This is a genomic window from Microscilla marina ATCC 23134, assembly GCF_000169175.1.
GTDB lineage: Bacteria > Bacteroidota > Bacteroidia > Cytophagales > Microscillaceae > Microscilla > Microscilla marina.
This window is the reverse complement of record NZ_AAWS01000027.1, coordinates 45,612-69,885: the sequence shown is the minus strand read 5'-3', so window position 1 is coordinate 69,885 and position 24,274 is coordinate 45,612. Positions and strand designations below refer to the sequence as shown.

General features: G+C 40.6%; 19 protein-coding genes. 7 read left to right on the top strand and 12 right to left on the bottom strand.

Going from position 1 to position 24,274, the window contains the following annotated elements:
- Positions 1-26: 26 nt before the first annotated feature.
- Entirely contained in the window at positions 27-440 is a 414-nt protein-coding gene (locus M23134_RS22580; protein ID WP_004156404.1) for a BLUF domain-containing protein, read from the top strand.
- 350 nt (positions 441-790) lie between these two features.
- Entirely contained in the window at positions 791-3,325 is a 2,535-nt protein-coding gene (locus tag M23134_RS22575; RefSeq protein ID WP_004156403.1) for a SpoIIE family protein phosphatase, read from the top strand.
- Between the two features lie 33 nt (positions 3,326-3,358).
- Here the strand turns inward: M23134_RS22575 and M23134_RS22570 are convergent, their stop codons facing one another.
- From M23134_RS22570 to M23134_RS22515, 12 genes are all read right to left on the bottom strand, one after another.
- Positions 3,359-3,709 (bottom strand): hypothetical protein, encoded by a 351-nt coding sequence (locus M23134_RS22570; protein ID WP_004156402.1) that lies wholly within the window; start codon positions 3,707-3,709, stop codon positions 3,359-3,361.
- A 9-nt stretch (positions 3,710-3,718) separates the two neighbouring features.
- Complete coding sequence (locus M23134_RS22565) at positions 3,719-4,165, bottom strand: response regulator (RefSeq protein ID WP_045114123.1); 447 nt, start codon at positions 4,163-4,165, stop codon at positions 3,719-3,721.
- 279 nt (positions 4,166-4,444) lie between these two features.
- Positions 4,445-4,810 carry a heavy-metal-associated domain-containing protein gene (locus M23134_RS22560; RefSeq protein WP_004156399.1) on the bottom strand — a complete coding sequence of 122 codons (366 nt, stop codon included), beginning with the start codon at positions 4,808-4,810 and terminating at the stop codon, positions 4,445-4,447.
- Between the two features lie 100 nt (positions 4,811-4,910).
- Positions 4,911-5,423, bottom strand: coding sequence for a hypothetical protein (locus M23134_RS22555; RefSeq protein WP_004156398.1), 513 nt, complete (start codon positions 5,421-5,423; stop codon positions 4,911-4,913).
- 164 nt (positions 5,424-5,587) lie between these two features.
- The gene (locus M23134_RS22550; protein ID WP_004156397.1) at positions 5,588-7,819 is read right to left on the bottom strand and encodes a TonB-dependent receptor; all 2,232 of its coding nucleotides are present in this window, start codon (positions 7,817-7,819) and stop codon (positions 5,588-5,590) included.
- Between the two features lie 232 nt (positions 7,820-8,051).
- Positions 8,052-8,570 (bottom strand): hypothetical protein, encoded by a 519-nt coding sequence (locus tag M23134_RS22545; RefSeq protein ID WP_004156395.1) that lies wholly within the window; start codon positions 8,568-8,570, stop codon positions 8,052-8,054.
- Positions 8,571-8,895: 325 nt separating this feature from the next.
- Positions 8,896-11,682: a DUF3352 domain-containing protein gene (locus M23134_RS22540; protein ID WP_004156394.1), complete on the bottom strand. Its 2,787-nt coding sequence runs from the start codon at positions 11,680-11,682 to the stop codon at positions 8,896-8,898.
- Positions 11,683-11,884: 202 nt separating this feature from the next.
- Positions 11,885-12,469, bottom strand: a complete 585-nt coding sequence (locus M23134_RS40575) for a leucine-rich repeat domain-containing protein (protein WP_449406413.1) — start codon at positions 12,467-12,469, stop codon at positions 11,885-11,887.
- 109 nt (positions 12,470-12,578) lie between these two features.
- On the bottom strand, positions 12,579-13,277 hold the full coding sequence (locus M23134_RS40570) for a leucine-rich repeat domain-containing protein (protein ID WP_004156391.1): 699 nt from the start codon (positions 13,275-13,277) through the stop codon (positions 12,579-12,581).
- A 234-nt stretch (positions 13,278-13,511) separates the two neighbouring features.
- Positions 13,512-14,912 (bottom strand): helix-hairpin-helix domain-containing protein, encoded by a 1,401-nt coding sequence (locus M23134_RS22525; protein WP_004156389.1) that lies wholly within the window; start codon positions 14,910-14,912, stop codon positions 13,512-13,514.
- Positions 14,913-14,916: 4 nt separating this feature from the next.
- On the bottom strand, positions 14,917-15,753 hold the full coding sequence (locus M23134_RS22520; RefSeq protein ID WP_004156387.1) for a hypothetical protein: 837 nt from the start codon (positions 15,751-15,753) through the stop codon (positions 14,917-14,919).
- A 1,598-nt stretch (positions 15,754-17,351) separates the two neighbouring features.
- The gene (locus M23134_RS22515; protein WP_004156384.1) at positions 17,352-18,740 is read right to left on the bottom strand and encodes a tetratricopeptide repeat protein; all 1,389 of its coding nucleotides are present in this window, start codon (positions 18,738-18,740) and stop codon (positions 17,352-17,354) included.
- A 552-nt stretch (positions 18,741-19,292) separates the two neighbouring features.
- On the opposite strand from M23134_RS22515, the gene M23134_RS22510 reads away from it, so the two are divergent.
- The 5 genes from M23134_RS22510 to M23134_RS22490 all read left to right on the top strand — a co-directional run bounded on the left by M23134_RS22510 (position 19,293) and on the right by M23134_RS22490 (position 24,142).
- A complete protein-coding gene (locus M23134_RS22510; RefSeq protein ID WP_004156382.1) occupies positions 19,293-19,775 on the top strand; it encodes a hypothetical protein in 483 nt (160 codons plus the stop codon).
- A 205-nt stretch (positions 19,776-19,980) separates the two neighbouring features.
- Positions 19,981-21,060, top strand: a complete 1,080-nt coding sequence (locus M23134_RS22505; RefSeq protein WP_004156379.1) for a DNA alkylation repair protein — start codon at positions 19,981-19,983, stop codon at positions 21,058-21,060.
- Between the two features lie 82 nt (positions 21,061-21,142).
- Positions 21,143-21,943 (top strand): sugar phosphate isomerase/epimerase family protein, encoded by an 801-nt coding sequence (locus M23134_RS22500; protein WP_004156378.1) that lies wholly within the window; start codon positions 21,143-21,145, stop codon positions 21,941-21,943.
- A gap of 461 nt (positions 21,944-22,404) precedes the next feature.
- A complete protein-coding gene (locus M23134_RS22495) occupies positions 22,405-23,022 on the top strand; it encodes a trimeric intracellular cation channel family protein (RefSeq protein ID WP_004156375.1) in 618 nt (205 codons plus the stop codon).
- A gap of 277 nt (positions 23,023-23,299) precedes the next feature.
- Positions 23,300-24,142 carry a hypothetical protein gene (locus tag M23134_RS22490; protein ID WP_004156373.1) on the top strand — a complete coding sequence of 281 codons (843 nt, stop codon included), beginning with the start codon at positions 23,300-23,302 and terminating at the stop codon, positions 24,140-24,142.
- Positions 24,143-24,274 lie beyond the last annotated feature (132 nt).

Here is a 24,274-nt window from a genome sequence, read left to right as displayed (position 1 = left end):
TATCAAACCAAACCTTATCAAAAATTATGTTATCAGAACTATTGTACATCAGTTTTAGAAACTCTTCCTGTACCAGTGAAGAGGTAGAAAAAATACTTAAGCAAAGTATACAAAACAACGGCAAAAAAAATATTACAGGAGTGCTCTTGTACTCGAAAGTTCAATTTTTGCAAGTACTGGAAGGAGATAATGAACAGATTGTGACCTTGTACGACAAGATTAAAACTGATTCACGCCACGACAAAGCCCTAATGCTGTCGCTCAAGCCAATCAAAGAGCGTTTTTTTCCAAGTTGGCAAATGGCTGGTAAAGAGATGGACTCTGGGTATCAATTTTTGAGTACGCTGCAAGAGGAGGAAAAAAAAGAGTTTCAGCAAATATTAGAGGGAGAAACCAACAGCAATGCAGTAAAGATTATATCAAGGCTTTTTAATGACTGACTTCAACTATACAAGTAAGCATTCTATATCATACCACCCCTTGCCGTTTATCATCGGCAAGGTTTTTTGTTGCCTTTCTTCAAATAAGACACAATGATTTAAGGATGAACCTTTTTCAGCTACAACTGCCACTCGCCTAGGCTTAGTAAAACTCCAAAAATAACCAACTAAACCTGACCCCGTCCAATACGGCCTCCATATATGGCTGTATTTTTAGTCAAAAAAGCAAAGACAAACCCTATAAAGGATAAAATAGTAATATTTTCGGTTAAATTATTGTTATCTATCTATAGGAAAAATCATCTCAATAGGCTAAAAGGCTTAGCTTTGCAAAATAAATTTATATAAGAATGGACAACAACAATATGCTTAGGTCTGCTTTATTCATTTGTTTATCCATCCTTCTATCAACCACTACCAGTATTTATGCACAATCACCTACCGATGAATTATTACAAAAAGCCAGAAATAGCAAACAAAAAAAACAATATGCCACCGCACTAGATTTTTACCTGCAGGCTTCGCAGGCTTATGCCAGAAAAAACAACCCTCAAAAACTCTCATTGGTACACTACGAAACAGGTTTATTGTATGAGCAATGGGGGGTGAACGAGAAAGCCCTGGAGTACTACCTATTGGCATACAAGACCAACCCTGACATTACCATTACCAACCGCATAGGCAACGCTTATACACAACTGGGCAATTACGACAAAGCATTGGTCTATCACCAGCGGTCGCTGGCTATATACGAACAAAAAAATGATTTGCCAGGTCAAATAGCTTCGCTCAAACGCCTCATTGACATTTACAATGTGAAGTCGCAGTTTGCAAAAGCGCTGGAATATAGTCAGAAAATGCGCCAACTTCAGGAAAAAACAGGGAACAAAAAAGGGGTAGCCGAAGCAGTAAACAGAATTGGCTATTTTTATAAATACACCAATCAACTCCCTCAATCGCTACAGGCATTTACAGAGGCACTTCAATTATACAAGGAGTTAAACGACCTTGAGCAAATGTGTACCATTCTTACCAACAAAGGGGTGATTTATCAGTTACTGGGCGATAATAAGAACTCTTTGCTGTCTTTTTTTGAGGCGGCCAAAATTAGAGAAAGCCAAAAAAAAGAAGTCCAGATTGCCGAATTGTGTAACTATATAGCGGCAGTGTATGTGGTGATGGGTGACGACGAAAACGCACAATTATACACTGAGCGGGCAATTAAATTTGGTAAAAATGCCAACAGCAAGGCAACACTCATGAGAAGTTACGAAACGCTTTCTACGATTTACCAACACCGGGGCAGCAACCGCCGAGCCTTGAAGTATTACAAACTACACGCTAAAATTAAAGATGAACTAGCCACTCAAGCCAATCAAAAGCAAAAGGCTTTGCAACAAAAACAGGCCATTGTAGACAAAAAAGAAAAAGAGCTGCGCTTGTTGTTGGTAGACAAAGAGGTACAAGGGCTGGCGCTAAACAAAGCAAAACTGGAAGCAGAAAAAAAAGCTAAAGAAAATGAGCTATTGAGACGCGACAAAGAGCTATTGCGCCAAACTCAGGCGCTACAACAAGCCAAACTACAACAACAAGCGCTGGAACAACAAAAAGCTAAACAAAGTCTGCTGCTTACTCAACAACAACTTAATAAAGAAAAACAAGCCAAGAAAATAGCCTTGCTACAGCAACAGGGTAAATTGCAAAAACTTGCCATTGAGCAAAAAGAGCTCAAGGAAAAGGAGATTCAAAAAGAAAATGAACTGCTACAAAAAAGCAAAGAGGTTCAAGCACTAAAGCTGCAAAGTGAAAAGAACAAAAGGAAAGAACGAGAAAAATTTTACATTGGTGTTGGTATATTGCTCTCTATTATTATTGTATTGGTGCTGGGTAGTTTTATCATGGCAAGACGCGCCAACAAAAAACTGGAAACAAAAAATAATGTGATAGAAAGCAAAAATTCCTTGTTGGAAACCAAGCAAGAGGAGATTGAGACTCAAAATAATGAGTTGCAGAAAAAACAACAAGAGATTGCTACCCAAAATGAGGAGTTGATGCAAAATCAGGAAGAAATTATTGCTCAACGTGATTTTATTGAATCGAGTAACCAGCAGTTGCTCCGCCAAAACGATAAAATTATGGCAAGTATCAACTATGCCCAAAACATTCAGCAGGCAATTTTGCCTTTCAATGAAAGAATGAGCGAAACACTTGAGGATCATTTTGTGATGTATAAGCCCAAAGACGTGGTTTCGGGAGATTTTTATTGGATGAATAAAATTGAAAATCAAATATTTATTGCTGCGGTTGATTGCACCGGACACGGGGTGCCAGGGGCGTTTATGAGTATGATCGGGTTTTCATTGCTCAACGAAATAGTAAACGAGAAACGGGTAAAAAGCCCGGCAAGTATTCTAGAGCAATTGCACTTGGGAGTAAGGTTTGCGCTCAAGCAGGCAAAATCAGACAATACAGATGGCATGGATGTTTGCTTTTGCAGAATAGACGAAGCTAAGGAAGGCAAGGTATTGGTTACATTTGCGGGTGCCAAACGTTCGTTGTATTATGTAAATGATGGCAACATTGGCCAGCTCAAAGGCGATCGCACCAGTATTGGAGGGTGGCAACACGAAGAAAAACGTGAGTTTACTAATGAAGAAATAACGCTGAACAAAGGTGACCTTATTTATTTGACTACAGATGGGTACGTAGACATGCCTAGCCCCAAACGACGCAGTTTTACCGAAAAGGGGCTACTAAAAGTAATAGAAGAAGCCAAATTGTTGCCTATGAAAGAACAAATAACGGCATTTGAGCAAGCCCTTGCCAACCACCAAAAAAACGCTGAACAACGTGATGATATTACCATGATAGGGATACAAGTGTAGCTTACCTATCAGCGCATCACCCCACGCCTTACCTTAAGGTGACAACCTCTGCGCAATTTTATGCCGATGCAGCATGCAAAGGGTATTTACCTCGTCCAGACATTGGGCCAATTGCTGAGGGGTGTAAACAGTGCTTGCCACGAGTTGTCGACCTTGCTCTGCGGCTTTGTACATATCTTCTATGGCATACATTTTTACCGCAAACTTTATTTTATGAATAGCAAAACTCAGTTGTTCCGGGCTGGCTTGTTGTATTCCCTTCTTGTAAGCTTCCAAAAACTCGTCAAGGGTTTCTATAAACAGGGCATCCATTTCTTTGCGAAACTCAGGGTCATCTTGCCCCATTTCTGCCAACGATTCTATCAGTGATTTATCTCTAGACATTGGTATTATTTAGTTCGTATTTATTTTTCTGTCATTTAGTCTTTGTTGAATATAGTACCCTACTGTTTGATGAAAAGTAGTTGGTTTTAGAGGTTTCAACAACACATCATCCATTCCTGCCTCCATCATACTTGTTCTGGTACCTTTCATAGCATCAGCGGTAAGCGCAATTATTGGCACAGTCAACGCATACTGCTGCCTTAAAAGCTGAGTGGCTTCTATTCCGCTTATATTGGGTAGGTGTATATCCATCAACACCAGGTCAATGCTTTGTGGGGCTTGGGATATTTTTTCGATAGCTTCTTCGGCAGAGTTTACAAATACAGTGTGTAACGACCAATTTTTCAGCAACTCATTAATAATCATACAGTTGATGTCATCATCATCTATCACCATCATGTAAAACTCTTCCTCTTCGAGTAGCTTTGAGGTTAACTCCGCTGAATACTGTACCATAGTTATTCTATTTATTAAGTTGGAGGTAAAATACAGAAGATCAGCCAAAAACCAACTAATTGAGTAGCTCCTTTGACATAAGTTATTACAAAATACTCAAATTTATTAAAATAACCAGCCAAAAACTCAGGTGTTTTCTAATGTTAAGCACTTAAGAAGTGGACAGACCACTACTTCTACTATAATTTGGCTTGCATATAAACAAGGACAAAAATAAAGCGGCACTCGTTGCTACACGGGTGCCGCTTCTGCTCTAAAAAACAGGGGTAAATTTAATAATTAGTTGTCGTGTCCTCCTTTTTGACAACAAGCGGGTAGTTTGTTATAAGCTTTTTGCTCAGCAATTACTTTGTCAGCATCATACCCCACGTTAGACACTGCCTTGCGTAGTTTGTCGGGATTAGTTTTGCGGGTTTTATAAGTAACCGTCAACATTTTTGACTCTACATCTAACACCGCTTTTTTCACGCCTCTTTCATAAGCCATTGCCTTCTCGATACGATCTTTGCACATGCCACATTGCGCCGAAGTTTTGATGGAAAGAGTAGCTACTTTTTTACGTTTTTTTGTTTTTTGTGCTTGTGCCTGTACAACAAAGCCCAACACAAAAATAAAACTTAACCAAATCAGTTTATTATTTTTCATAAGTATGTGTGTTTGTTAAGTAGCAGCAAGCCTTTCGATACCCATATGCCTGGCTACTTTTATATTAAAAATATGTTATTTACTAAAATTAACGTTGCTTTTACAAGTTGAACCTTACCCCGAGGGCAGCATCAATCCAAGCCCAGCCCGCAGCTGGTGCAAGTTCAATGTATGGACCAAAATCAAGGAAAATAGACACAGGACTAGCGGAAATAAAATATTCCAGACCAAACACTCCAGTGACTCCTACCCCCAAGGCATTTTCTTCGCGGTTAATGTCTCTGTCCCAATAGCGACGAGAGCTCAACTGCCCCCCAAAACCAAAGTACAAGTCCAGCCCTTGGGTATTGCCAGCGCTTAGCTGCCAAAGATAGTTGGCTCCTATTACCAAACTACGGCGAAACTCTCCTTTCCAGTATCTACGCCCGCGAGAATAACCCCAGCCATTCGAACCAATATTAAACTCCAGGGCGTTTTTACCACCTAAGTATTTTTTAATATTCAAGCCCGTAGGTTCGCCCACACGCAACCCCAATGCCCAATCTTTCTTTTGTGCCTGGCTCAACTGAATCATTCCAAATAACATAAATGCTATGCACAGTATTTTTTTCATATTTGCTCTATTTTGGTTGGTTAATTAAAAATCAGTTATTCTTATTTTCAACAGCTTCTTCATCTATTTTGAAGCCTGAAGGTATATTTTAAACATTGTTCTCTATTGCCTTGTCCCATACTGTAACAAGTATTGTTAAAAAACAAACTATAATTATCGCCTATTTATTTGATAAAAAACCGTAAACCTGCATACACCATTCTGCCCAATACAGGTGCCCAAACCAGCCCGGCATCAAACTGACTCCCGAAAGGGTTAGAAGGATCTATAATGGGAGTGTCCTGACGAAAGTTGGTCAGGTTTTCACTGCCTACATACAAAGACCAATTTCTGAAATTACGGGTAACCTGGGCGTTCAACAAGAAAAAACTTGGGGTGTTCTGCGCCAATCTAAACGCTTCGGGTTTGCCCGTGGTATTGGGCAAACGTTTGGCGCCAAACCATTGAGTGGTAAAATCAAACGACCACTTTTCGAACCTTGTGGCATACGCCAAATTCAAAAAGAAACGGTTTTGGGCAATAAAAGGCTGTTGTTGCAAGGTATTGTTAGTGGTAGACTGTACATCATAATATTTGTAAGCCACACTTACATCAAACCTTTTGAAAGGCTCATACTCTAGCCCCAACTGAAAACTATTGGCAAAAGCTCTGCCCTCCAGGTTATAAAAAGAAATGGCACTGGCACTGGCATCCAGGTCGGCTACTATTTGATTTTCGAAATCGGTACGGTAAAAGTCTGCCGTAATCTTACCTTTGGTTTTGCCTAGTTGCACCTCTTGCGTCCAGCTAATGCCATAGTTCCAGGCTACTTCGGGCTGTAGGTCATTGGCTACCTGCAGGTTGCGTGAACTTATCATGTACCCAAAGTTTTCGGGGATGATGTTTGCTACCCGAAACCCTCTGCCCCCCGAAACCCTTATTATAGAGGTAGGGGTCATACTGTATTTGAGGTGCATACGCGGAGTAAATACGTTGCCATACAAATTATGAAAATCGTTTCGTACTCCGGTCACTAGCGCCCATTGATCGTTGGGTTCAAAGGTATACTCGGCAAATATGCCAGGTACCGACTCGGTTCGGTTCCAAACAAAGGTTTGGCTGGTAGGGTGTTGCTGCTCGTAGTTTTGGTCGTAACGATCAAACAAGTAGCTTGCTCCCAGGCTAAACCTGTTTTGAGGGTTGACTTGGGTTTGGAAAATTGCATTGACTGATAAGTTGTCCTGAACAGCATTAAAATCATTGACTCCCCAAAAAGAATTATCTTCATGGTGAATGCCTGATACTATAATGCCTAAACTCTGGTTGGGGTGGTTAGGCGGTAATATGCCAAACTTAGCGAACCCTTCCAAACGACGGGTATTAAAACCAATGCCATAGGGCAAAGCGGTGGTGCGCTCCTGAGACTGATTAAAAGTAGCTTGCCCGGTAAACTTATCTACATACACTGCTTTGACGCCAAACTGAGCCCTCAACACGTCTCCTTTATACTTCCAACGGTTCATCACTGTCATCATATTTCCTTGCGGGATGTCAAAAAAACCGTCATTGTTACGGTCTACGCCTTGGCTGGTATTATGCCCATGCAACAACAGAGCAGTGCTCCAGCGGCTGTCTTTACCAAGTGTATGGGCAGTGTTTATATTTGCCTCTACCCTGCCGGCTCCATTGCCGTATAGGTTTACCAATAAAGGCTCGCTGTTGTTGGGCTGGGCAAGGGTTACATTGATTTGCCCGGTAACCGACTCATAACCATTGACTACCGAGCCTGCTCCTTTATTAATCGCAATAGACTTGATCCAGGTACCAGGGATAAATTTGAGCCCGGTACGAGATGCCAACCCACGAACTGAGGGCATATTTTCAACCAATATCTGAGAGTACACCCCGTCTAGCCCTAACATTCGGATGCGCCGGGTACCTGTGACAGCATCGGTATTGGTTACATCTATCGATGGGTTGGTTTCAAAGCTTTCGGACAAGTTGCAACAAGCCGCCTTGCGCAAGTCTTTGGCAGTGATCAACTCCGATTTGATGGGGTTGAAATCGATGTCCTTTTCTGACTTTACAACTACTGTTTCCAGTTCGTTGAGGGTTTGCAACACTACTTTTATTTCATTGCGGTTGGCTACCTCAATGGTATCGTTGCGATAACCGGTGTAGCTCACTACCAATTGTTGAGTAGTGCTTACTTTTGCCAATGTAAAAGTGCCCTGGGCGTTGGTGCTGACCCCTGTAGTAGTATTTGCCCAATATACACTGGCGCCTACCAAGGCTTGCTCTTTGCCCTGAGCTTTTTCTACTACTTTGCCCTTTATACTGCCTTGTTGTGCCTGAACAAGACCCAGGCCTGTTCCAAGGCTCATTATAAATAATGCAATGCTTTTTTTTATATTCATTGTTTCAATGTCTTTTCTATAAGAATATGCTCACACCTGCCTTTTACTCCCTCCATTTGTTTTTGTCTTGAAACGACAATTGATGGGGTAGCCAAGGGCTGATATGAAATGGTATATTGATGATGAGAAAACCCAGACAACTTGGTGGTATATAGCATACTATAAACCACGCAAAATTGATAAATGGGTATCAACAGAAGGGAATGTGCTGACGGTGTGCCGCACAAAAAACTTATAGAAGAAAACTTTGTTTTTGAATAATTAAGTGTTTGCCAGGCAATGGCGGGGAAGTATCGGTATAATAGTATTTGGCAGGTGTATATAACACTGGCTGCCACTGTAGGTAGTCTAAAGTGTAGGGAAATAAAACGGCCGAAAGATTGACCTTGAGAGAAATGGTTTGCCAGGTGCCACTTTGCATGTCTGCCTTGATAAAATCTACGCTCAAGTCGCAACACTCAATGTTTGAGTTGCAGCATTGAGAGGGTTTAACGTGTAGCAGTTTGGTTTGTAACGCCACTTTTGCCTGGTTTGCGGCTTTTTGGTGGCAATGCTTAGTGACCTTAGGCGTAGGTTTGGGGCAACTATGGGCTGGTTGGAACAAAGTGAGTATTTCGGCACCATCCATCATCAAACAGGTTTGCTTGTAAAGGGGCACCCCAGCCGAGCTTGTCAACACCAAAATAGCCAGTAAGCAAGCTACCGACTTTTTAATAAATCGTTTGGCGATATGTTTTTGGCGTTTATTCACACTACGAAATAAGCTAAAAATGAGCAAATACCCAATACTTTGTTCAGGTTTAACGCCACATTAACAATATAGCTGAAGCAATGTTTTGTTAATATTTTATTAATTTTTTGAAAGATACTATTTTATCTATTACTTTTGCAGCCGGAAATTAGATGAAGACACTTAGTTTCCAACTAACAAGGGACTTCCGTTCTGTTTTAAAACACAGAGCGGATTTTTTTTGCGTTTTACCCAACACCGACATGGAGTATCTACTATAAAAAAAGTGGACATTTAGCCCACTTTTTAATTCAACTCAATAAAAATTCATCTGTATGTCTTTCCCTTACTCCAGGTCTAAAGCATAGCTTCCTGCAAACTGACTGTAGCAACGATAGATAATCAATCGATTGGCATTAGGGTCAAGCTTTAACACTACATCTTTGGTACTGTTGAGGGGCTCTGCCAAACTTTTTCCACCATAATCTAATATATGGGTTTTTGCTTCCATTTTGCTGGTGACTGCTATGTAGCGTTTGTCAGTATCTAAATTGAAGTACCGAAAAGAAAAACTTTTCCGATCTTTAAAGTCTTTTTCAAATAGTTTTCTTCCCTCTTTGTCGAGAGCAATAATTTTACTTCCGCCATCTACCATGATAATCCAGTCGTTGGTTTTTTTGTCGACACATAGCTTAAACTTGGCATTGGGGTAAGGCTTAGGCAAGTTTTTCTTGCTTACAATGTCGCCGTTTATGTCAAACGAGATAAGTTGACCAATGTCTGACAAACACGTAAAAGTCAGTGTTTTTTTGTCTACCACCATTGGGTTGCTGGTCTTGATCTGAAGGCTCAGCGGAAACCCTGGTTTCTTTTTACCACGACGATCGTAAGCATAGACAAAACCATTTTCGAGCAAAAACATGAGGTAGCTTTTGCCTGCTTTTACCTGTTGGGCAGGTGCCGCCAGTTTACTTCCCAGGTTTTTCGACTTCCAACCATAAATCAACTGTCCTTCATGGTTATAAATACGGGCTTTGCCGTGTATGTCTGTCACCAAAAAACGGTAATTGCGTCGCCCAAACTCCAGTACCGACATGGTATGCAAACGGATAGAGTCCCGGATACGAATCGGGAATTTTTTTACCGGACGTCCTACCCGGTCTATCAAGTTGATATGACGATTGGTAATAAATGCATATTGAAGTTTCTTATTACGGTAACGGTCTATTTGTACGGGTACACTTCGCAAAGGTGAATACATTCGCAGTTGCCACAAGGATTTGCCTGTTTCTGAGATCAGGTGCAACCTGTTTTCATAGTCTTGCACCAGTATTTCGGTGACGCCTTTCTTCCGGTGATTTTTCATTAAGTAAGGCGGCGTATAAATACCCGTTCTTAAAGTAGCACTTACCAGTGGGTGGTAACTCTTGTCTACTTTTTCATCCATTTGCCCTCCCGTAAACTTGAGCCTCAACTGTGACTGAAACTGTTCGCCTTCGTAATGAAACTGTGCAGTAAGCCACTGAAAATACTTGATTTGGGCTTCGTACTGGCTCATGAGTTTTTTCCAATTAGGCGAGGCGTTTTTGTACATAATTTTCCACGCCTTGGGGATGTTTACCAAAAAGGTAAGGTTCGACGTTTGCTTTATTTTTGACAGCATGAGTTTATAACGGGTAGTTTTGCCCCACACATCGTTGCGTTGAACGTCGTCTAACAAGTTACGTATAATGGCTATGTCATTGGCCAGCACTACTGCATTGCCTACATAACTAAAGTAGCAACGCTCAAACCCTTGAAAGGTATTGCCCAACATGGCAGCTGGAAACTCGCTCAAAGGAATTTCGCCTATTTCGGCTTTGCCGTACTTTTGAATTTGCAGAGTTTGCCCCATTTTATCCGCTACTTTTTTACCCATCTGCTTGAGCACATTCAACGCCCCTACCAAACCATTGGTACGCATAAACAACAATTTGTGGGTTTCGCGCTGTTCTTCGCCCATTTCCAACACAGCAAAACCTATTTCTTTGTCCAGAAACTTATAAAAATCTGCAAATTTTATCCCGTTTTTACTTTCTATATCGCGTTGCTTCTGCACAAAAGCCTCGTCTTGTTTTTCCCAATATTCTTTTACGTTTTTCACAAACTTTTCGCGGTCGGCAAAAGTAAGGTGATACATAATGGCGGTATTGTTGGGGATGTAGTTTTTCAACTGAAAAGGGTGTGCTTTTTGTTTGGCAAACACATTCATAAACTCCCCTTCTTCGCCGGGATTGGTAAGGGTGAGTCCGGTAAAAGCCATCTGGCTGTTGTCAAGGTGGGTACCATACAACGCCGACTCAGCAAATTTTTTCAGAGGTTTAAAGAAAGGCACCAGGTTTTCGTTACTGGTTGACGCCACAAATTGAGGCAACTGCTCAGGGTTTACGTGCATGCGCAGGTGGCTGTTTTTCCAAAAAGCAAGGTCTTTCCAGTCTCGTTTTACTTCGGTTACCCGGTATGCGCTTTCGCCCGATGACGCATGCCGCACTACGTCATCTATAAGAATGGAGCTGTAGCTCCCCATGAAGAATCCTTTGTATATCACAAAAGAAAAAATACTGGTGGTGCCTTTTTGCTTGGCTTCGTAAATCTTAAAATCTTTGAAAGTACGCTCAGAAAACTGGAATTCAGATTTGGCACGAAAGTAAGACAGTACCTCACTTAAGTATTGGGTGTCCATAGAGGTGGGCACTGGCACAAAAAACAAAGTGCCAAAATCTTCTTTGGAGGTTACGTGTACGCTGGCGGTGATTGTACGATTTGCCAACAACGAAACTCCTTTGGGGTTTTTAGATAGAATTTCGATAAAGTATTGGGTACGAGACGCTACCGTGTTGAAATAATCGGTTTGCACCAGGTTGCTCCACATGGGGTTTGCCTCTACCTCTTTGAAAAGGTTCAACACGTTGTTGGTTTCAAACACAAATACCGGATTGTTGGGCATCATAGTCAAAGCACTTGGCTTGCGTCGTCCACTGCTCAACCATACCAATATCAAAACAATCAGCAAAATGGCTAACCCTGCTCCTGCTCCATATACTACCCTTTTGGGGTATTTATCCAAAATCTTCTCTTTCAAAAACTTCTTCATACCTTAGTTTTCAGCGATAATTCAGCATCAAATTTAACAACTATCTCCAGTATCTTGCTTTAGTTCGCCTGTTTTTTTGTATCGTTCAGGTAATCTAAAGAGAGAGTTGCAGGTAAAGACATCAAAATAGTAAATAATTGGTACTGGTCAAAGCCTTACAAGCTTCACAATCAGGATGTAACGTCGGCTTGTACTAAGGTACTCAAAACTGGATTTTGCAATTGGGTAATGATTGTTTTATTTTTTGCCGGGTATTTCGAGAAATAGGGTTGCTCGTAAGGTGCAACCTAGTCAACTTACTCAATTGGGTAATGTTGGAGGGTAGTTCCTTCAGTTGGTTTCTGTCTAAAGACAGGTAGCGCAACTCTTTGAGTCGAACAATGGTAGCAGATAACCGGGTAAGTTGGTTACCGCTCAAATCTAATTTTTGTAGTTTTTTTAATTGGGTCAACTCAGGAGGAAAGCTTTTAAAATAGTTCCTATCCAGCGCCAACCTTGTCAACTTGGAGAGTTGAACAAATGAAGTAGGCAATTGGCTCAAATCATTGGCTCCTATGTTTAACCTGGTCAACCCTGTCAATTGAACAACTTCTAAGGGCAATGTACTAAATTTGTTAGCGCTTAAGTTTAACCTGGTGAGCTTTTTCAATTGGACAAACGAGGAGGGCAACTGAGTCAATGAAGCACCCCTTACATCTAGCCATTGCAAGTTTTTGAGCTTACCTATAGCAGCAGGCAATTGATCCAGGTCAGTGTCTCTTAAGTGCAAGGCTTGTAGATTTACCAATTTTCCTATAGTAGGAGGCAATCGGTGAAGAGGATTACCACTTAGCTCAATGTCTTTAAATTAGTCAGCTTGCCCAAATTAGCAGTTTTTAACCAGGTTTCCGTCCAAATCAACGTAGTAGACTCGTAAGTTTACCCATTGAAGAAGGCAGTTTGTCTAATTGCGCCTGATTATCTTGTATCTCTAGTTTTTTCAAATTGATGAGCTTGCCAATAGAGGAGGGCAATTGCATCAAGTAATTATAGTTTAGATTTAAACTTTCCAGCTTTGTAAGTTTACCTATAGTCACAGGCAACCTAGTCAATTCATTGCTTTCTAAATCTAGTTTTTTCAAATGAGTAAACTTGCCTATAATCGCAGGCAGTTCAGTCAAATCATTGCCACGTAAGTTTAGACATTCCAAATTGGTGAGTTGAGCAATGGTTTGGGGCAATGCCTCTAAACCTGTAGAATGCAACAATAATACTTTTAATTGAGTTGCTTGCAAAACTTCTGCTGGCAAGCTAGTCAGTGATTGTTGGCTTAAATCCAGGGCTTGAGTGTCAGATTGAATGTCTTTTAACTGATAAGCTACCTTATAGGTTTTGCCAGTCTTGTCTAACAAAAACTTCACGCCATTTGAATCTTTTACCTGCATCCACCCAGTATATATGTCCATGCTTTTGGCATATTTCCAGCTACCTAATTTTTTGATTTGCTTGCCTTCCAAATCTACAAAATAGTATTTCCCAGTTGTCGATATTTTGGCAATTTGAGCCTGAGTAGTATACACGAGTATCAGTAGACATAAGGTAAGTAGATTTTTCATAGTCGTAAGTTATTAATAAGCACATTTTGATGAAGGAATGGTACCAAAATAAATTTACATTCTTAACCTCATCTTTTGAGGCTATACTTTGTTAAAAAATAGCCGAATAGCGATGCTATTAGCCGATTTTTTGCCTCGTCTAGCAACAAAATATTTTATTAAACTATAGAAATTTATTTTTACACCATTCCCAAGGTTATAATTGCAAACCAAGGCTGATTTCACGTTTAAAAACTACATCAACTCTTTGGCTTGTTTTTGCCAGTCGTTGGCTTGTTTGGGACTAATGTCTACTTTTTTGAGCAACGCCTGAAACTCCACTTTACTCATACTTGCCAATTGGGCAAAAGTAAAAACTCCTGCATCGTATAGCTTGGCTTCAGTGGCACGCCCTATGCCACCAATGGTAGTCAGGTTATCTCTATCGACATCCAACGAAACACTTTGCGTTTTTGCTTTAGCTTGTGTAATTCCTCTAAGCGGATGGTAGCCTCCTTTCAGTATCAACTTGGCAAACCAGTCAAAATCAGGCATCGTATAAAACAATGAATGGTGGTCTTGCCCCTGATTAATGATCACATCGGTATATATCACTGCATTGCGTTTATCTCCTGGTTTGCGCTTCATTTTGGCAATGGTTCTGTTCGATATTCGCGGTTTTTTTCTAAACCTGTGCATAAAAGCCTCTTTGCTTAAGGGGTACTGCCTTTGTGGAAAAGCCATTTTGACGGTAGTCACTGTCTTGGTTTTATGTTTCTTTTTGGTTTTGGAAATCGTAAAGTGCTTCAATTTAATTTTTTTCTTTACGCTGGTCGTCAACATTGTCACCTGGGCAACGCTTACCTGTAGCAAGGTGCCGTCAGCAAGTCGTGCCTTGAGGTCTATTTTTGGGGCTTGTCCCAACACAGTTTTTACCTTGGGGCTCTTGCCAAACAATGTCCCTGCTAAGGAAATCAGCAATGGAAACAACACGATCACCATAAGCACGACTCCTACAAGTATTCCATCGTGAAAAAGGGCAGGTATTATACCAAGTACTCTTGCCAACCCATAGACTAATAAAGCTAACGGAATCCACCTCAACATCAAACGATGAGGCATGATTAGATAGTTTTTTCGAGTTGTGTAACGAAATCTACGTTCACTGCTTTTGTGCAAATTTAGTTTTAAATGCAACTTTTCGCCTGGCTTGAGCTCTTCTTGAATTAATAACAATAAGGGCATCAAAAACTCAAAAGCGTCCAACTCTATACGTACTTTTCGCCTACGCTTATTTGGAATAAAAGTTAAAATTAACCATAGCACCCCAAACAAGCTAAATAGCCCTAGCGATACTAATAGCATCCACATAGGGTAAGGCTTCTTATACGTAAAGACCAACATCAACGAAGGAACCAATGTAAAGATCAAAAATGGCGTTAAGAGCATAAATGGGATAAACTCCCTGATCGCCCTTTTCTTTAATTCCTTTTTGCTTGGACGAAATTTGTCTATTTTTTTGGCATATTGATGTACTCCAGCCAGTTGTTCATACAAATCTATTGGGGTAGCAACTGCCTCAAATTTTTTAGCCCTTACCAATTGCTTATCATCGGTAGAAAGCGCTTCGAACAATGGTGTAATTTGTTTTAACATAGACTTAATCGGTGTTTAAGCGTACATAAGCTCGATCGTCAAACGATATATTGCCTTTCATTACTCCTTTGGTGTTTTGAAACTCTCTAAAACACAAAGGGTCTTTTTTAAGTGCTGCATACAGGTAGTTCTCGCTTTGCTCTAAAGTGCGGTACAACACCGGGTATCCATCGCTTGCCAATACTATAGACACGTCGTCACCATCTACTGGTATCACCGAAAGGTGCTTATCTACCACTGGAAAACCATCTATGGCACTATAGCCATAAGGATGATTGCTGTGAGAATTCTGAAAAGCCACCTGCCCCTTCAACAAAGGTAAAATGTACTCTCTGCCAACATCGCGGTGTTGCAACGATGCCAGCGAAGCCCCCCGCTGTAAGGCAATCTCCAGGTACAACGCCCTCATCCGGGCAATTACTTCCTCTGATCTTCGACGGTGGTTGTATACTTTTTTGTCTATCATACACCTACAGTCGCCAATGACCCAAACCTCGCGCTGATAATCTGAGTAAATAACTACCGAAGCAGTAGGACGTTCAAGGGGATGTGCTTTTAGATAGTCATACTCATTGTTTTGGTGGTAGTGTTTGGCTAATGCATAAGTAAGCAAATCTACTGCTTCGTCGAAAGTGGCTTGCACCGGAAACCTGGCAATGGCGTTTTTTAGTATTTCTGCCGCAAAACGCCCTGTAGTTTTTCCCTGATATGTTGTGGCTAGTTTACTAGTGGCACCATCTATCACAGCAGCGTGGTAATCAGTTGCTACAATTTGATCTTCACAGGTAAAGAAATTACCCGTTTTGCTTACCAATTTGTGTTCTACTACTTCAAAAGCCATATATTTTATCTAGTAAATAATGAATTAACCTTATGATCAGAACTCATTCTGAGGCATTTATCTTTAAGCAAACGTCAGCGTTTTTGTTTGTGAAGAAATAAGTAATTAGCTATAAGTCCTTAGATACCGATGTATATCGGCATCTAGTGCACTGGAAACTAAATTCCTACTACATTAGCTTCGCAGAGCTCGCCACAGCAGAGCTGCCCCGATGAAATGAATCGGGATTTAGAAATAGGCTCGGTTATTCGGAGTCTTTAGCCCGCTGACTTTACTTAAAAAAGTTTGCGTAGCTCCGGTTCCGATATACATCGGAATTGTAAACTAACTCTGCGCACTTTTTGAAGTGCGTCAGCAAACAAAATACCCTCGAATAAATAGCGCATTTATTTAATCCCCAGTGCACTAGGGACTTGCCCCTGTGGGTGCTATAGACTAAATGCTGCGGGCTATTGTAAAATAACATCACAAGTTATCAAAAATCGTGGGAAAGCCCTTCTTAGTAATACGTCAAAAATAAATTTACATTTTTAACGTCATCTTTCGCTGACAGAATTCGTTAAAAAAAACTTGCCGTAGCGCTGCTATACCGCCGTCCCGCAGGGCTGGCTCAACATCCACTGGATATTGCCTCTCCTGCCAACAAAATATTTTGTTAAACTATCAATACTCCGCAGTGATTTTAGTCAAAGTTGTTTGCTGTTTAACTTCGTTGAGCTCGCCAAAGGCTCGGTTATCAGTCATTTATGAATTTAAAAACTATTTAATAGGGTGTTTAGGCATAAAACCGAAACACTTTTAAAAATAAAGTGAGTACGCAATCTTAATATAAAATACTGGTTTACAGCATTTAACAAGGTGAACATTTACTCGAATCAGCTATGGACTATCGACTAAATACTATGGACTATTGACTATAGAACTTTATTTTTACACCATTCCTTAGTTTTTTTTATTCGGTTTTGAAACCGTACACTTTTTTATAGCAGATAAGCCTTGATTTTTTTGATAGTTTTACCGCATAAAAATAGCTACTAATCTGCTGAGTTGTAGAATAAAACCTGGTTTCGTTTCCCTCAGGCATCCGTTCATTTCCCCGAATCAAGTTCGGGATCATGGATTTTCTTTAGCTAAAAAAACGAACCAAAAAAAGCCACCGCTGTAGTTTGCTTGGCTAAAATTTGTTTCATTACGCCGAACCGCAGCCCGTAAGGGCAAGCTCTGCCTTTTCGGCTAAACAGCTCAAACGTTCCCTCGTTCCTCAGTCAGTGATCTGTTTAGCTTACGCAGAGCTCGGCGCAGCAAAGCTGCAGCCTCGGTTTTACGGCTTCATTGCTCAAACCTATAGCTACAGCTTCGCTGTGCTGAGCTCACCGAAGGTAATTTCTTAACGCCCACAAACTAAGGCGGAAATTAAAGACGCTGTTTTTCAAGCACTTTTGAGACTGATAAAATTAAACTCTACACAAGGATTAGTAGTGAAAAATTAGTGTACGGTTTTGAATTATTCGGTCAAAATAAGTACATAGATACAACAAAAGCCCAAATCATCTTTACAATGACTTGGGCTTCACGGGCAACGATTACTTAAACCATCCCTATTTGGTACTAGCCTCTATGATGTTGATTCTATAGCCTTTGATTTCTCTAGGGGTGAGGTTTTTGATGTACGCATGAAAACGATGTAGACGATTGTGATTGGGGTACCAGTCGGCTTGATGTGGGAACACCAACGTACGAGTAACCGAGTGAACAATTTCATCGTTGTGATTCAACCACTGAGCTTCTACCTTAAAACGTTGCAACGACTCAGCGCTCTTGTTAATAAAGTTTACTTCTACCTTATGAGATGTAGATTTGGCATAACCTCTTACTTGTTGTGCACGCTCCAATACATCTATTTTTATCCCTTCCGGGCGATCATAAGCCCACACAGTAGGTACAGGGCGGTGGGTAGGCTTTTTCCATGAGCCATACTTGACAGAATGCACCAACAAGCGTACTTCGCTTAAATCATTTGCAGCATAGCTTTTACTGTATTTCGACAGGTAAAACGGCACATAGTCACCTTTGATGGCATTGGGCTGGTATTTTTTTACTACCGACACATACTCAGCCAGTCCTACTTTACCCTCAGGGGTAACAAACTCTACTTTTAGTTTAAGTTCTTCTATAGGAAGGTTGCCAGTAATCAACAAAGCACCCGATAGCTTGTAAGAAAGCCTTTGGCGGGAAGGTCTTAATTTAGATTCTTCTATACGCGCAAGTTTAAAACCTTTGCTCCAGGATGATTGTACAAACTTTACTGGTACATTATTGCGATTTCTATTGGTAGGGGTCACATTCTCAGACCAAGACGCAGAGGTTTCTGCCTTTGGCAGGTGTTTTTCTGTCTTGTATACGTTATCTTCGTCTGAGGCTCGTTGAACTGAAAAAAAGACAAGGGCACCTGCTATAAACACACTAAGCACTATTGCCAGTAATATGATAGAAGCGCGTTTACTGCCAACATTGGCTGCGGGCGTTTGTGGGCGAGGCGAGGCGGTCACAGTTTTGGTCTGTGAGGGCTTTTGAAGCTCACTGATAATGCGAATAGAAGGCTCGTGCCCAGGCTCGTTTACTAACCTGATACGGGCATACTCGATGGCTTTTTCTTTGTATTTTTCATGGGGGTATTCGTGATGCATAGAATGATAGGCAATTGCCAGCCCATAAATAGCCGCCAGGTTGTTGGGGCTGAGATGAAGCGCTTGTTCAAACTGTTGGATGGCGTCTTTCCAGTTTTTGAAGCTTAAAAAACTCTGCCCATTTTTGAGGTATCCTTCTACTTTTTGCTCTACCAAATGCCATTCATCTTCTGAAAAGCCCAGGTCAAAGGCTATTTCTTTGAGTTCCTGCTGGCTCAACGATTTTTGTGCTTCTTTGTCTTTAATCTCTAGCAATTTCTGATAAAAAGCTCTTAGGTTTTCTTCATTGTTTTTACTCATAATATTTCAGTTTTTAGGTTTCCACATCTCTTCCCAGATTACCTGCCATTATACAATACTAAAACTCAAGCATCATACAGTCCTGATTAAAATCTCCATTGTGTATTGTTTTTTATACGTGAATTAAAAAGTTTTTTGCAAGGATATGTAATTATTTTTTTCAAAAGCTTGTAATTAAATAAAATTATATAGTACTTTGTGATACATATAACCATTCAATGTACACTACTATTAAATACATAATAATACAATTAAACCATATACCATAGAAAAACCATTTTTTGAAACCCAGAAAAGGTGCTGTAATTACATCACCACGGAGTTGTAGAAAGCAAGCTTAAACAAGCTATTTGAGGCAATTCCACTAATTTTTATACAAACCATATACCATAGAAAAACCATTAATTTTTAGATGTAGTGTAACGGGCATTGTTGACAAATCAAGTCAATAATGCCTTATTTATTTCCTCTTTTTTCATTTCGTTTCCCCTGGTTTTCTATTTCTGACACATTCTCTTATATTGTGGCTTTCTCAACTAATCAACCCACTCAATGAAAAAAACTACGAACTATTTGGTGGCAATAATTGCTGCAGTTACTTTGCTTGCTGCTTGTGGTGAGGGTACAAACAACACCAAAAACCAACAAGCCAAGGCGGATACCAACGCAAAAACCAACAGTGAAACATCTAACAAAAACACTGAAACTACTGGTAATACGAAACCTGCAAAAACAACCAGCGATGACAAGAAAGGGGAAGAGACTAAAGCCGAGGGCACTCAGGAGGCTTTTGTAGAAGGGATTTTTCAAGAAATAGAGCAAGGAGATTTGTTTCACTTTATCATCAAAGATGCTCAAGGCAAAACCCATGATTTTTGGGTATTTAAACCTGATGCTACCTACCAAACTATTGAGGCTGATCAGGCAAAATATAAGGGCAGAAAAATAAAAGTGTTTTACAAAAAAACTAAAAAATATATAGAAAACGCAGGGGGAGAGATCGCCTTTGAAGAGTATGTAAAAGCCGAGTTGTAGCAAACAGCATACAGAAAATATTCGTCCATACCCGATTAAAATTATTGGTGTGGGCGATGTCTATCTCCTAAGTGTAACACCACCTCCTCCCCCCAATTCATTATTTCAACGATCACTCATCCTACAGCTAAAGTTAGCCATTTGTGCAGTCAATTCTCTGGCTTGTTTTTATCTTGCTACTCAAATTGTAAACTACTTGACTATTATGACAAAGCTACTCAAAGACCGCTATTTTCAACCCGCTTTTTTTGATCAATTAAGTCAATCAATTCTGCAAGTATACCCTGAGTTCGACGCTCAAAGTTTTCACCAGTTATTGTATAACCACCAATGGGCAAACCTGGAGCTAAAAGCCCGCATGCGGCACGCATCGCAATGTTTACAACAAACTTTGCCTATAGATTATACACAAGCCATTGAAGTTTTGTCAAAGGTAGCTCCCCAATTCACTGACTTTGATGGCATGTTGTTTCCTGATTTTGTAGAAGTATACGGGCAAAATGACTGGCAAACGTCTATCACTGCCCTTGAGCTTTTTACCCAATACTCCAGTGCTGAGTTTGCCATTCGCCCTTTTATAGAAAAGTACTTTGACCAAACAATGACAAAAATGCGGGAATGGTCTACCCACCCCAACCACCACGTGCGCCGCCTTGCCAGCGAAGGTTGTCGCCCTCGTTTGCCTTGGGCAAGCCCTTTGCGCATGCTCAAAAAAGACCCTGCTCCAATTTTGCCTTTGTTAGAAAACCTAAACACTGACCCTACCGACTACGTACGCCGTAGTGTGGCAAATAACCTGAACGACATTGCTAAAGACCACCCTGAAATAGTGATAAAAACGGCTAAATCTTGGTTTGGCTCAAACAAAGAAACCAATTGGATTGTAAAACACGCTTGCCGAACTTTGCTCAAGCAGGGCAATGCTGACGTATTGGTTATTTTTGGTTTTGGCGATGCTACGGAGGTACAAATAGAACAGCTCAAGCTCAAAGAAACGTCGCTTGCTATTGGCGACAATCTTGAGTTTTCGTTTACGGTAAGGGCAAGTGCGGCCGCCAAACTCAGGGTAGAGTATGGCATAGACTACATGAAAGCCAATGGCAAAACTTCGCGCAAAATATTTCAGATTAACGAAAGTGAATATGCCCCAAACGAGGTAAAGACGTTTACACGCAAACAAAGCCTTAGAAATATGACTACCAGAAAACATCATGTGGGTAAACACCACCTGGCGATTATCGTAAATGGAGTAGAAAAGGCAAAGGTTGATTTTGACCTGGCATAACCATTATACTTGCAAGCTTCAATAGCAAACCCAACTGGTTGCTTACGGCTTGCCTCATGTTACTTGTAAAAAATGATCTACGATGAACACCCCACCTATTTTAGTATCTATATTAGACCTCAACCAACGAGTTGCCGACGAAATGGCGCAAAAAGGTTTGGGTATAGAGCTTTCGGGCTTTGCTTTTCCTGAGGTGCTTGCTGAAGGAGCACTGGAAAAAAATATCAAAGAAACTCAAGACATTCTCAAGGGGTTTCCCTATCCAGTGACTATGCATGGGGCTTTTTGGGATTTGCGCATTGCAGTACGCGAACCTATGATTAGGCAAGTAGCGGAGTTTAGAATGCGCCAAAGCTTAGAGATTGCCCACGAACTGGGCATAAACAAAGTAGTATTTCATCCCAATTATACTTCGCGTCGCAACGATGATGACATGAAACGCTATTGGGTAGGGCAGCAAATAGATTTTTGGAGGGCTTTGCAGCCCGATGCCCAAAAACATGGCATTACTATTTATCTTGAAAATACAGGCGAGCCTACAGCTGATTACATTCACCAAATACTCAATCAGCTCGATCCACAAGTGTTTGCTACCTGCCTCGACACGGGACATTTAAACGTATTTGGCGATAACAAAAATGTGTTGGATTGGGTAAATACTTATAGCCACCAATTGGGCTATGTGCATTTGCACGCCAATTTTGGCAAACGCGACGAGCACATTGCTTATACCGAAGGCAACATGGATTTTACGGGTTTCTTTGAAGCATTGACAAACATTGAGCAGGGTTCGGGCACTCGCCCTTGGATTATCATAGAGGTAAAAAGCCGTGAGGCTTACCTAAAATCTTATGAGGCGCTTAGGCGGCAATATGGGCAGTGATTAAACAAAAAAGATATAATGATGGCAAACCAACTAAAAAATAAAGCAGATAGATATACTTTGGATTGGTTACCTTTAAGGCAAGATAAGTTTTACAGAAGAATCCGGAAATACAACACCACATACTTTAGCTTACCCTACTAATAATCTTGGGCAGGCACAAGCCATGAAGGACTTATTGATGGTAGCAATGCATAAAGATCAAGCAATGGAAACACCCTCCTGATAAAAATTACTATAATACTATTTAAGCTACTGATATAAAACGGCTATAAAAAGACTTTCATCCGTCTACTAAGGCTTTTAACACCCCTTTAAAAGCTTCTGTTTATTGCTCGCCACATATCAATCTCTTACCGAAAAATATACAATAATTACTATTCAGAATATTATTTTGTTTTAATTGAGTAAAAAACTGTGCCCCTATTGTTTTTATAAAGCCAAGCTTTTACCTTGCCCCCATGGATTTACTTGATTTGCTGGACATCATAGGTACTTTTGTATTTGCCATTAGTGGGGCTTTGGCCGCCGCCGAAAAGCGCCTCGATTTTTTCGGAACAGCCTTTATTGCCTTTATCACGGCAGTGGGTGGCGGTACTGTTCGCGACCTCATCTTAGGGAGTTATCCGTTGGGTTGGGTCAAAAATATTGTCTATCTCAATGCTATAGGCATTGGTTTTTTGTGTGCCATATTGTTTCGTCGTTATATTATTTCCTGGAGACGCACTTTCTCTGTATTTGACACTATAGGCATTGGGGTATTTACCGTGTTGGGCTTGCAAAAAGCCCTCTTATTAAATGTACACCCCACCATTGCAGTGCTTATGGGAATGGTGTCAGCGGTGTTTGGTGGGGTCATTCGCGATACACTCTGCAACGAAGTTCCGTTGATTTTTCACAAAGAAATATATGCCATGGCTTGTTTGTCGGGCGGGGTACTATTTATGATCTTGCGTTTTTTCGACGTAAACGAACCTTATGTGACCATTAGTGCTGTTTCACTTATTATCATTATCCGGTTTGTTGCCATTCGCTACCAACTGCAAATGCGGGTATGGCGATATGAAGAGAAAAAATAGCTTGATGTATTTCTATGCAAATAGATAATATATCCACTTAGGGGTGAATAGGCAATGAACAGACATACTCTACTACTACAAAATTGCTGATGAGGCATAAGTTTAGCCCTTGGTGTACCTTCAAGATGTAAGAATCTCACCTTGCGCATAAGCAAAGCAAAAAGGTATGATTATGGCGGCTGTTTGAGCTTTATTTTTATATGTATTAACTTTCGGTATCAAGTACGCGTATTATGCTTGAACAATAAAAGTTGATAACCACTCCAAAAGCGTTTATATGAAAAAAATCATTACATCACTCCTGCTTGTTTTGTGTGTATCGGGGGTTGCCCTGGCGCAAAGAACCGAACAACAATTATTGCGTAACGTGATCCAGACCTTGCCCAACTCTTTAGAAATTTCTTACTTGATCAAAGATGTCGGCATTAAGTTTCGCAAAAACCTACTCAACCCCATCAGCCATGCCAGAAGCTACCACTCTGATGCCAAACAAGCCCTCAACCTGGGAGTGTATAGCACCGATTTGGGCTACATTAATATTTACCATGACACCCCTGAAGCCAAGTCTCAGGCATTTTTACACCTTACGGCGGTCAAACGCATGGCAGACAGTTTGCGCTGCACCGAACTGTTTAACTTTGAAGTGATTCAACGCCTGGTCACACACAGCGATGACCTGGACTCTCTTTTTAAAATTACCAATGATATTTTTGCTAAACTGGACAATCGTTTTAACGAACAAAAAAAGCCTGAACTCTCATTGTTAAGCCTTACCGGGGGCTGGATTGAGTCTATGTACCTGACAGTGAGTATGGACCTGGAAAAGCCCAACAAAATACTGACCCATGAGATTGTAGAACAAAAGCTTGTACTGGAGCAAATAGAAGCTTTACTTTCTTTTTATGAAAGTAAACCTTATGTACGCCAATTGATTAATTCATTGAAAAAACTACGCCAGGCGTTTGCCGAAATAAAGACAAGCCGTCAGGTAACCAAGAAAAGATCGGATGGGACTTTGATAGTAGAAGAAAAAAAAGCACAAATTCCAAAGAAAACACTACAACGTATTTTCAAAGAAATAACCATATTGAGAAATCAAATTATCCAGCCAGACAAATAACCTGGAAAATCATTGATATCTTTCAACCTTCTGTTAACATTTTTTGACTAACTTTCAGTACCTAATCACTCATTTGAGCCTGCTTAAATGGTGGTAGTGATCGGGAGGTTTTATGGCAAAAAGTATGCTGTA

Coding starts and splice junctions, on each gene's coding strand:
- M23134_RS22580 (WP_004156404.1), top strand. CDS start 27: ATGTTATCAGAACTATTGTACATCAGTTTTAGAAACTCTTCCTGTACC.
- M23134_RS22575 (WP_004156403.1), top strand. CDS start 791: ATGGACAACAACAATATGCTTAGGTCTGCTTTATTCATTTGTTTATCC.
- M23134_RS22570 (WP_004156402.1), bottom strand. CDS start 3,709: ATGTCTAGAGATAAATCACTGATAGAATCGTTGGCAGAAATGGGGCAA.
- M23134_RS22565 (WP_045114123.1), bottom strand. CDS start 4,165: ATGGTACAGTATTCAGCGGAGTTAACCTCAAAGCTACTCGAAGAGGAA.
- M23134_RS22560 (WP_004156399.1), bottom strand. CDS start 4,810: ATGAAAAATAATAAACTGATTTGGTTAAGTTTTATTTTTGTGTTGGGC.
- M23134_RS22555 (WP_004156398.1), bottom strand. CDS start 5,423: ATGAAAAAAATACTGTGCATAGCATTTATGTTATTTGGAATGATTCAG.
- M23134_RS22550 (WP_004156397.1), bottom strand. CDS start 7,819: ATGAATATAAAAAAAAGCATTGCATTATTTATAATGAGCCTTGGAACA.
- M23134_RS22540 (WP_004156394.1), bottom strand. CDS start 11,682: ATGAAGAAGTTTTTGAAAGAGAAGATTTTGGATAAATACCCCAAAAGG.
- M23134_RS40570 (WP_004156391.1), bottom strand. CDS start 13,277: ATGAAAAATCTACTTACCTTATGTCTACTGATACTCGTGTATACTACT.
- M23134_RS22525 (WP_004156389.1), bottom strand. CDS start 14,912: ATGTTAAAACAAATTACACCATTGTTCGAAGCGCTTTCTACCGATGAT.
- M23134_RS22520 (WP_004156387.1), bottom strand. CDS start 15,753: ATGGCTTTTGAAGTAGTAGAACACAAATTGGTAAGCAAAACGGGTAAT.
- M23134_RS22515 (WP_004156384.1), bottom strand. CDS start 18,740: ATGAGTAAAAACAATGAAGAAAACCTAAGAGCTTTTTATCAGAAATTG.
- M23134_RS22510 (WP_004156382.1), top strand. CDS start 19,293: ATGAAAAAAACTACGAACTATTTGGTGGCAATAATTGCTGCAGTTACT.
- M23134_RS22505 (WP_004156379.1), top strand. CDS start 19,981: ATGACAAAGCTACTCAAAGACCGCTATTTTCAACCCGCTTTTTTTGAT.
- M23134_RS22500 (WP_004156378.1), top strand. CDS start 21,143: ATGAACACCCCACCTATTTTAGTATCTATATTAGACCTCAACCAACGA.
- M23134_RS22495 (WP_004156375.1), top strand. CDS start 22,405: ATGGATTTACTTGATTTGCTGGACATCATAGGTACTTTTGTATTTGCC.
- M23134_RS22490 (WP_004156373.1), top strand. CDS start 23,300: ATGAAAAAAATCATTACATCACTCCTGCTTGTTTTGTGTGTATCGGGG.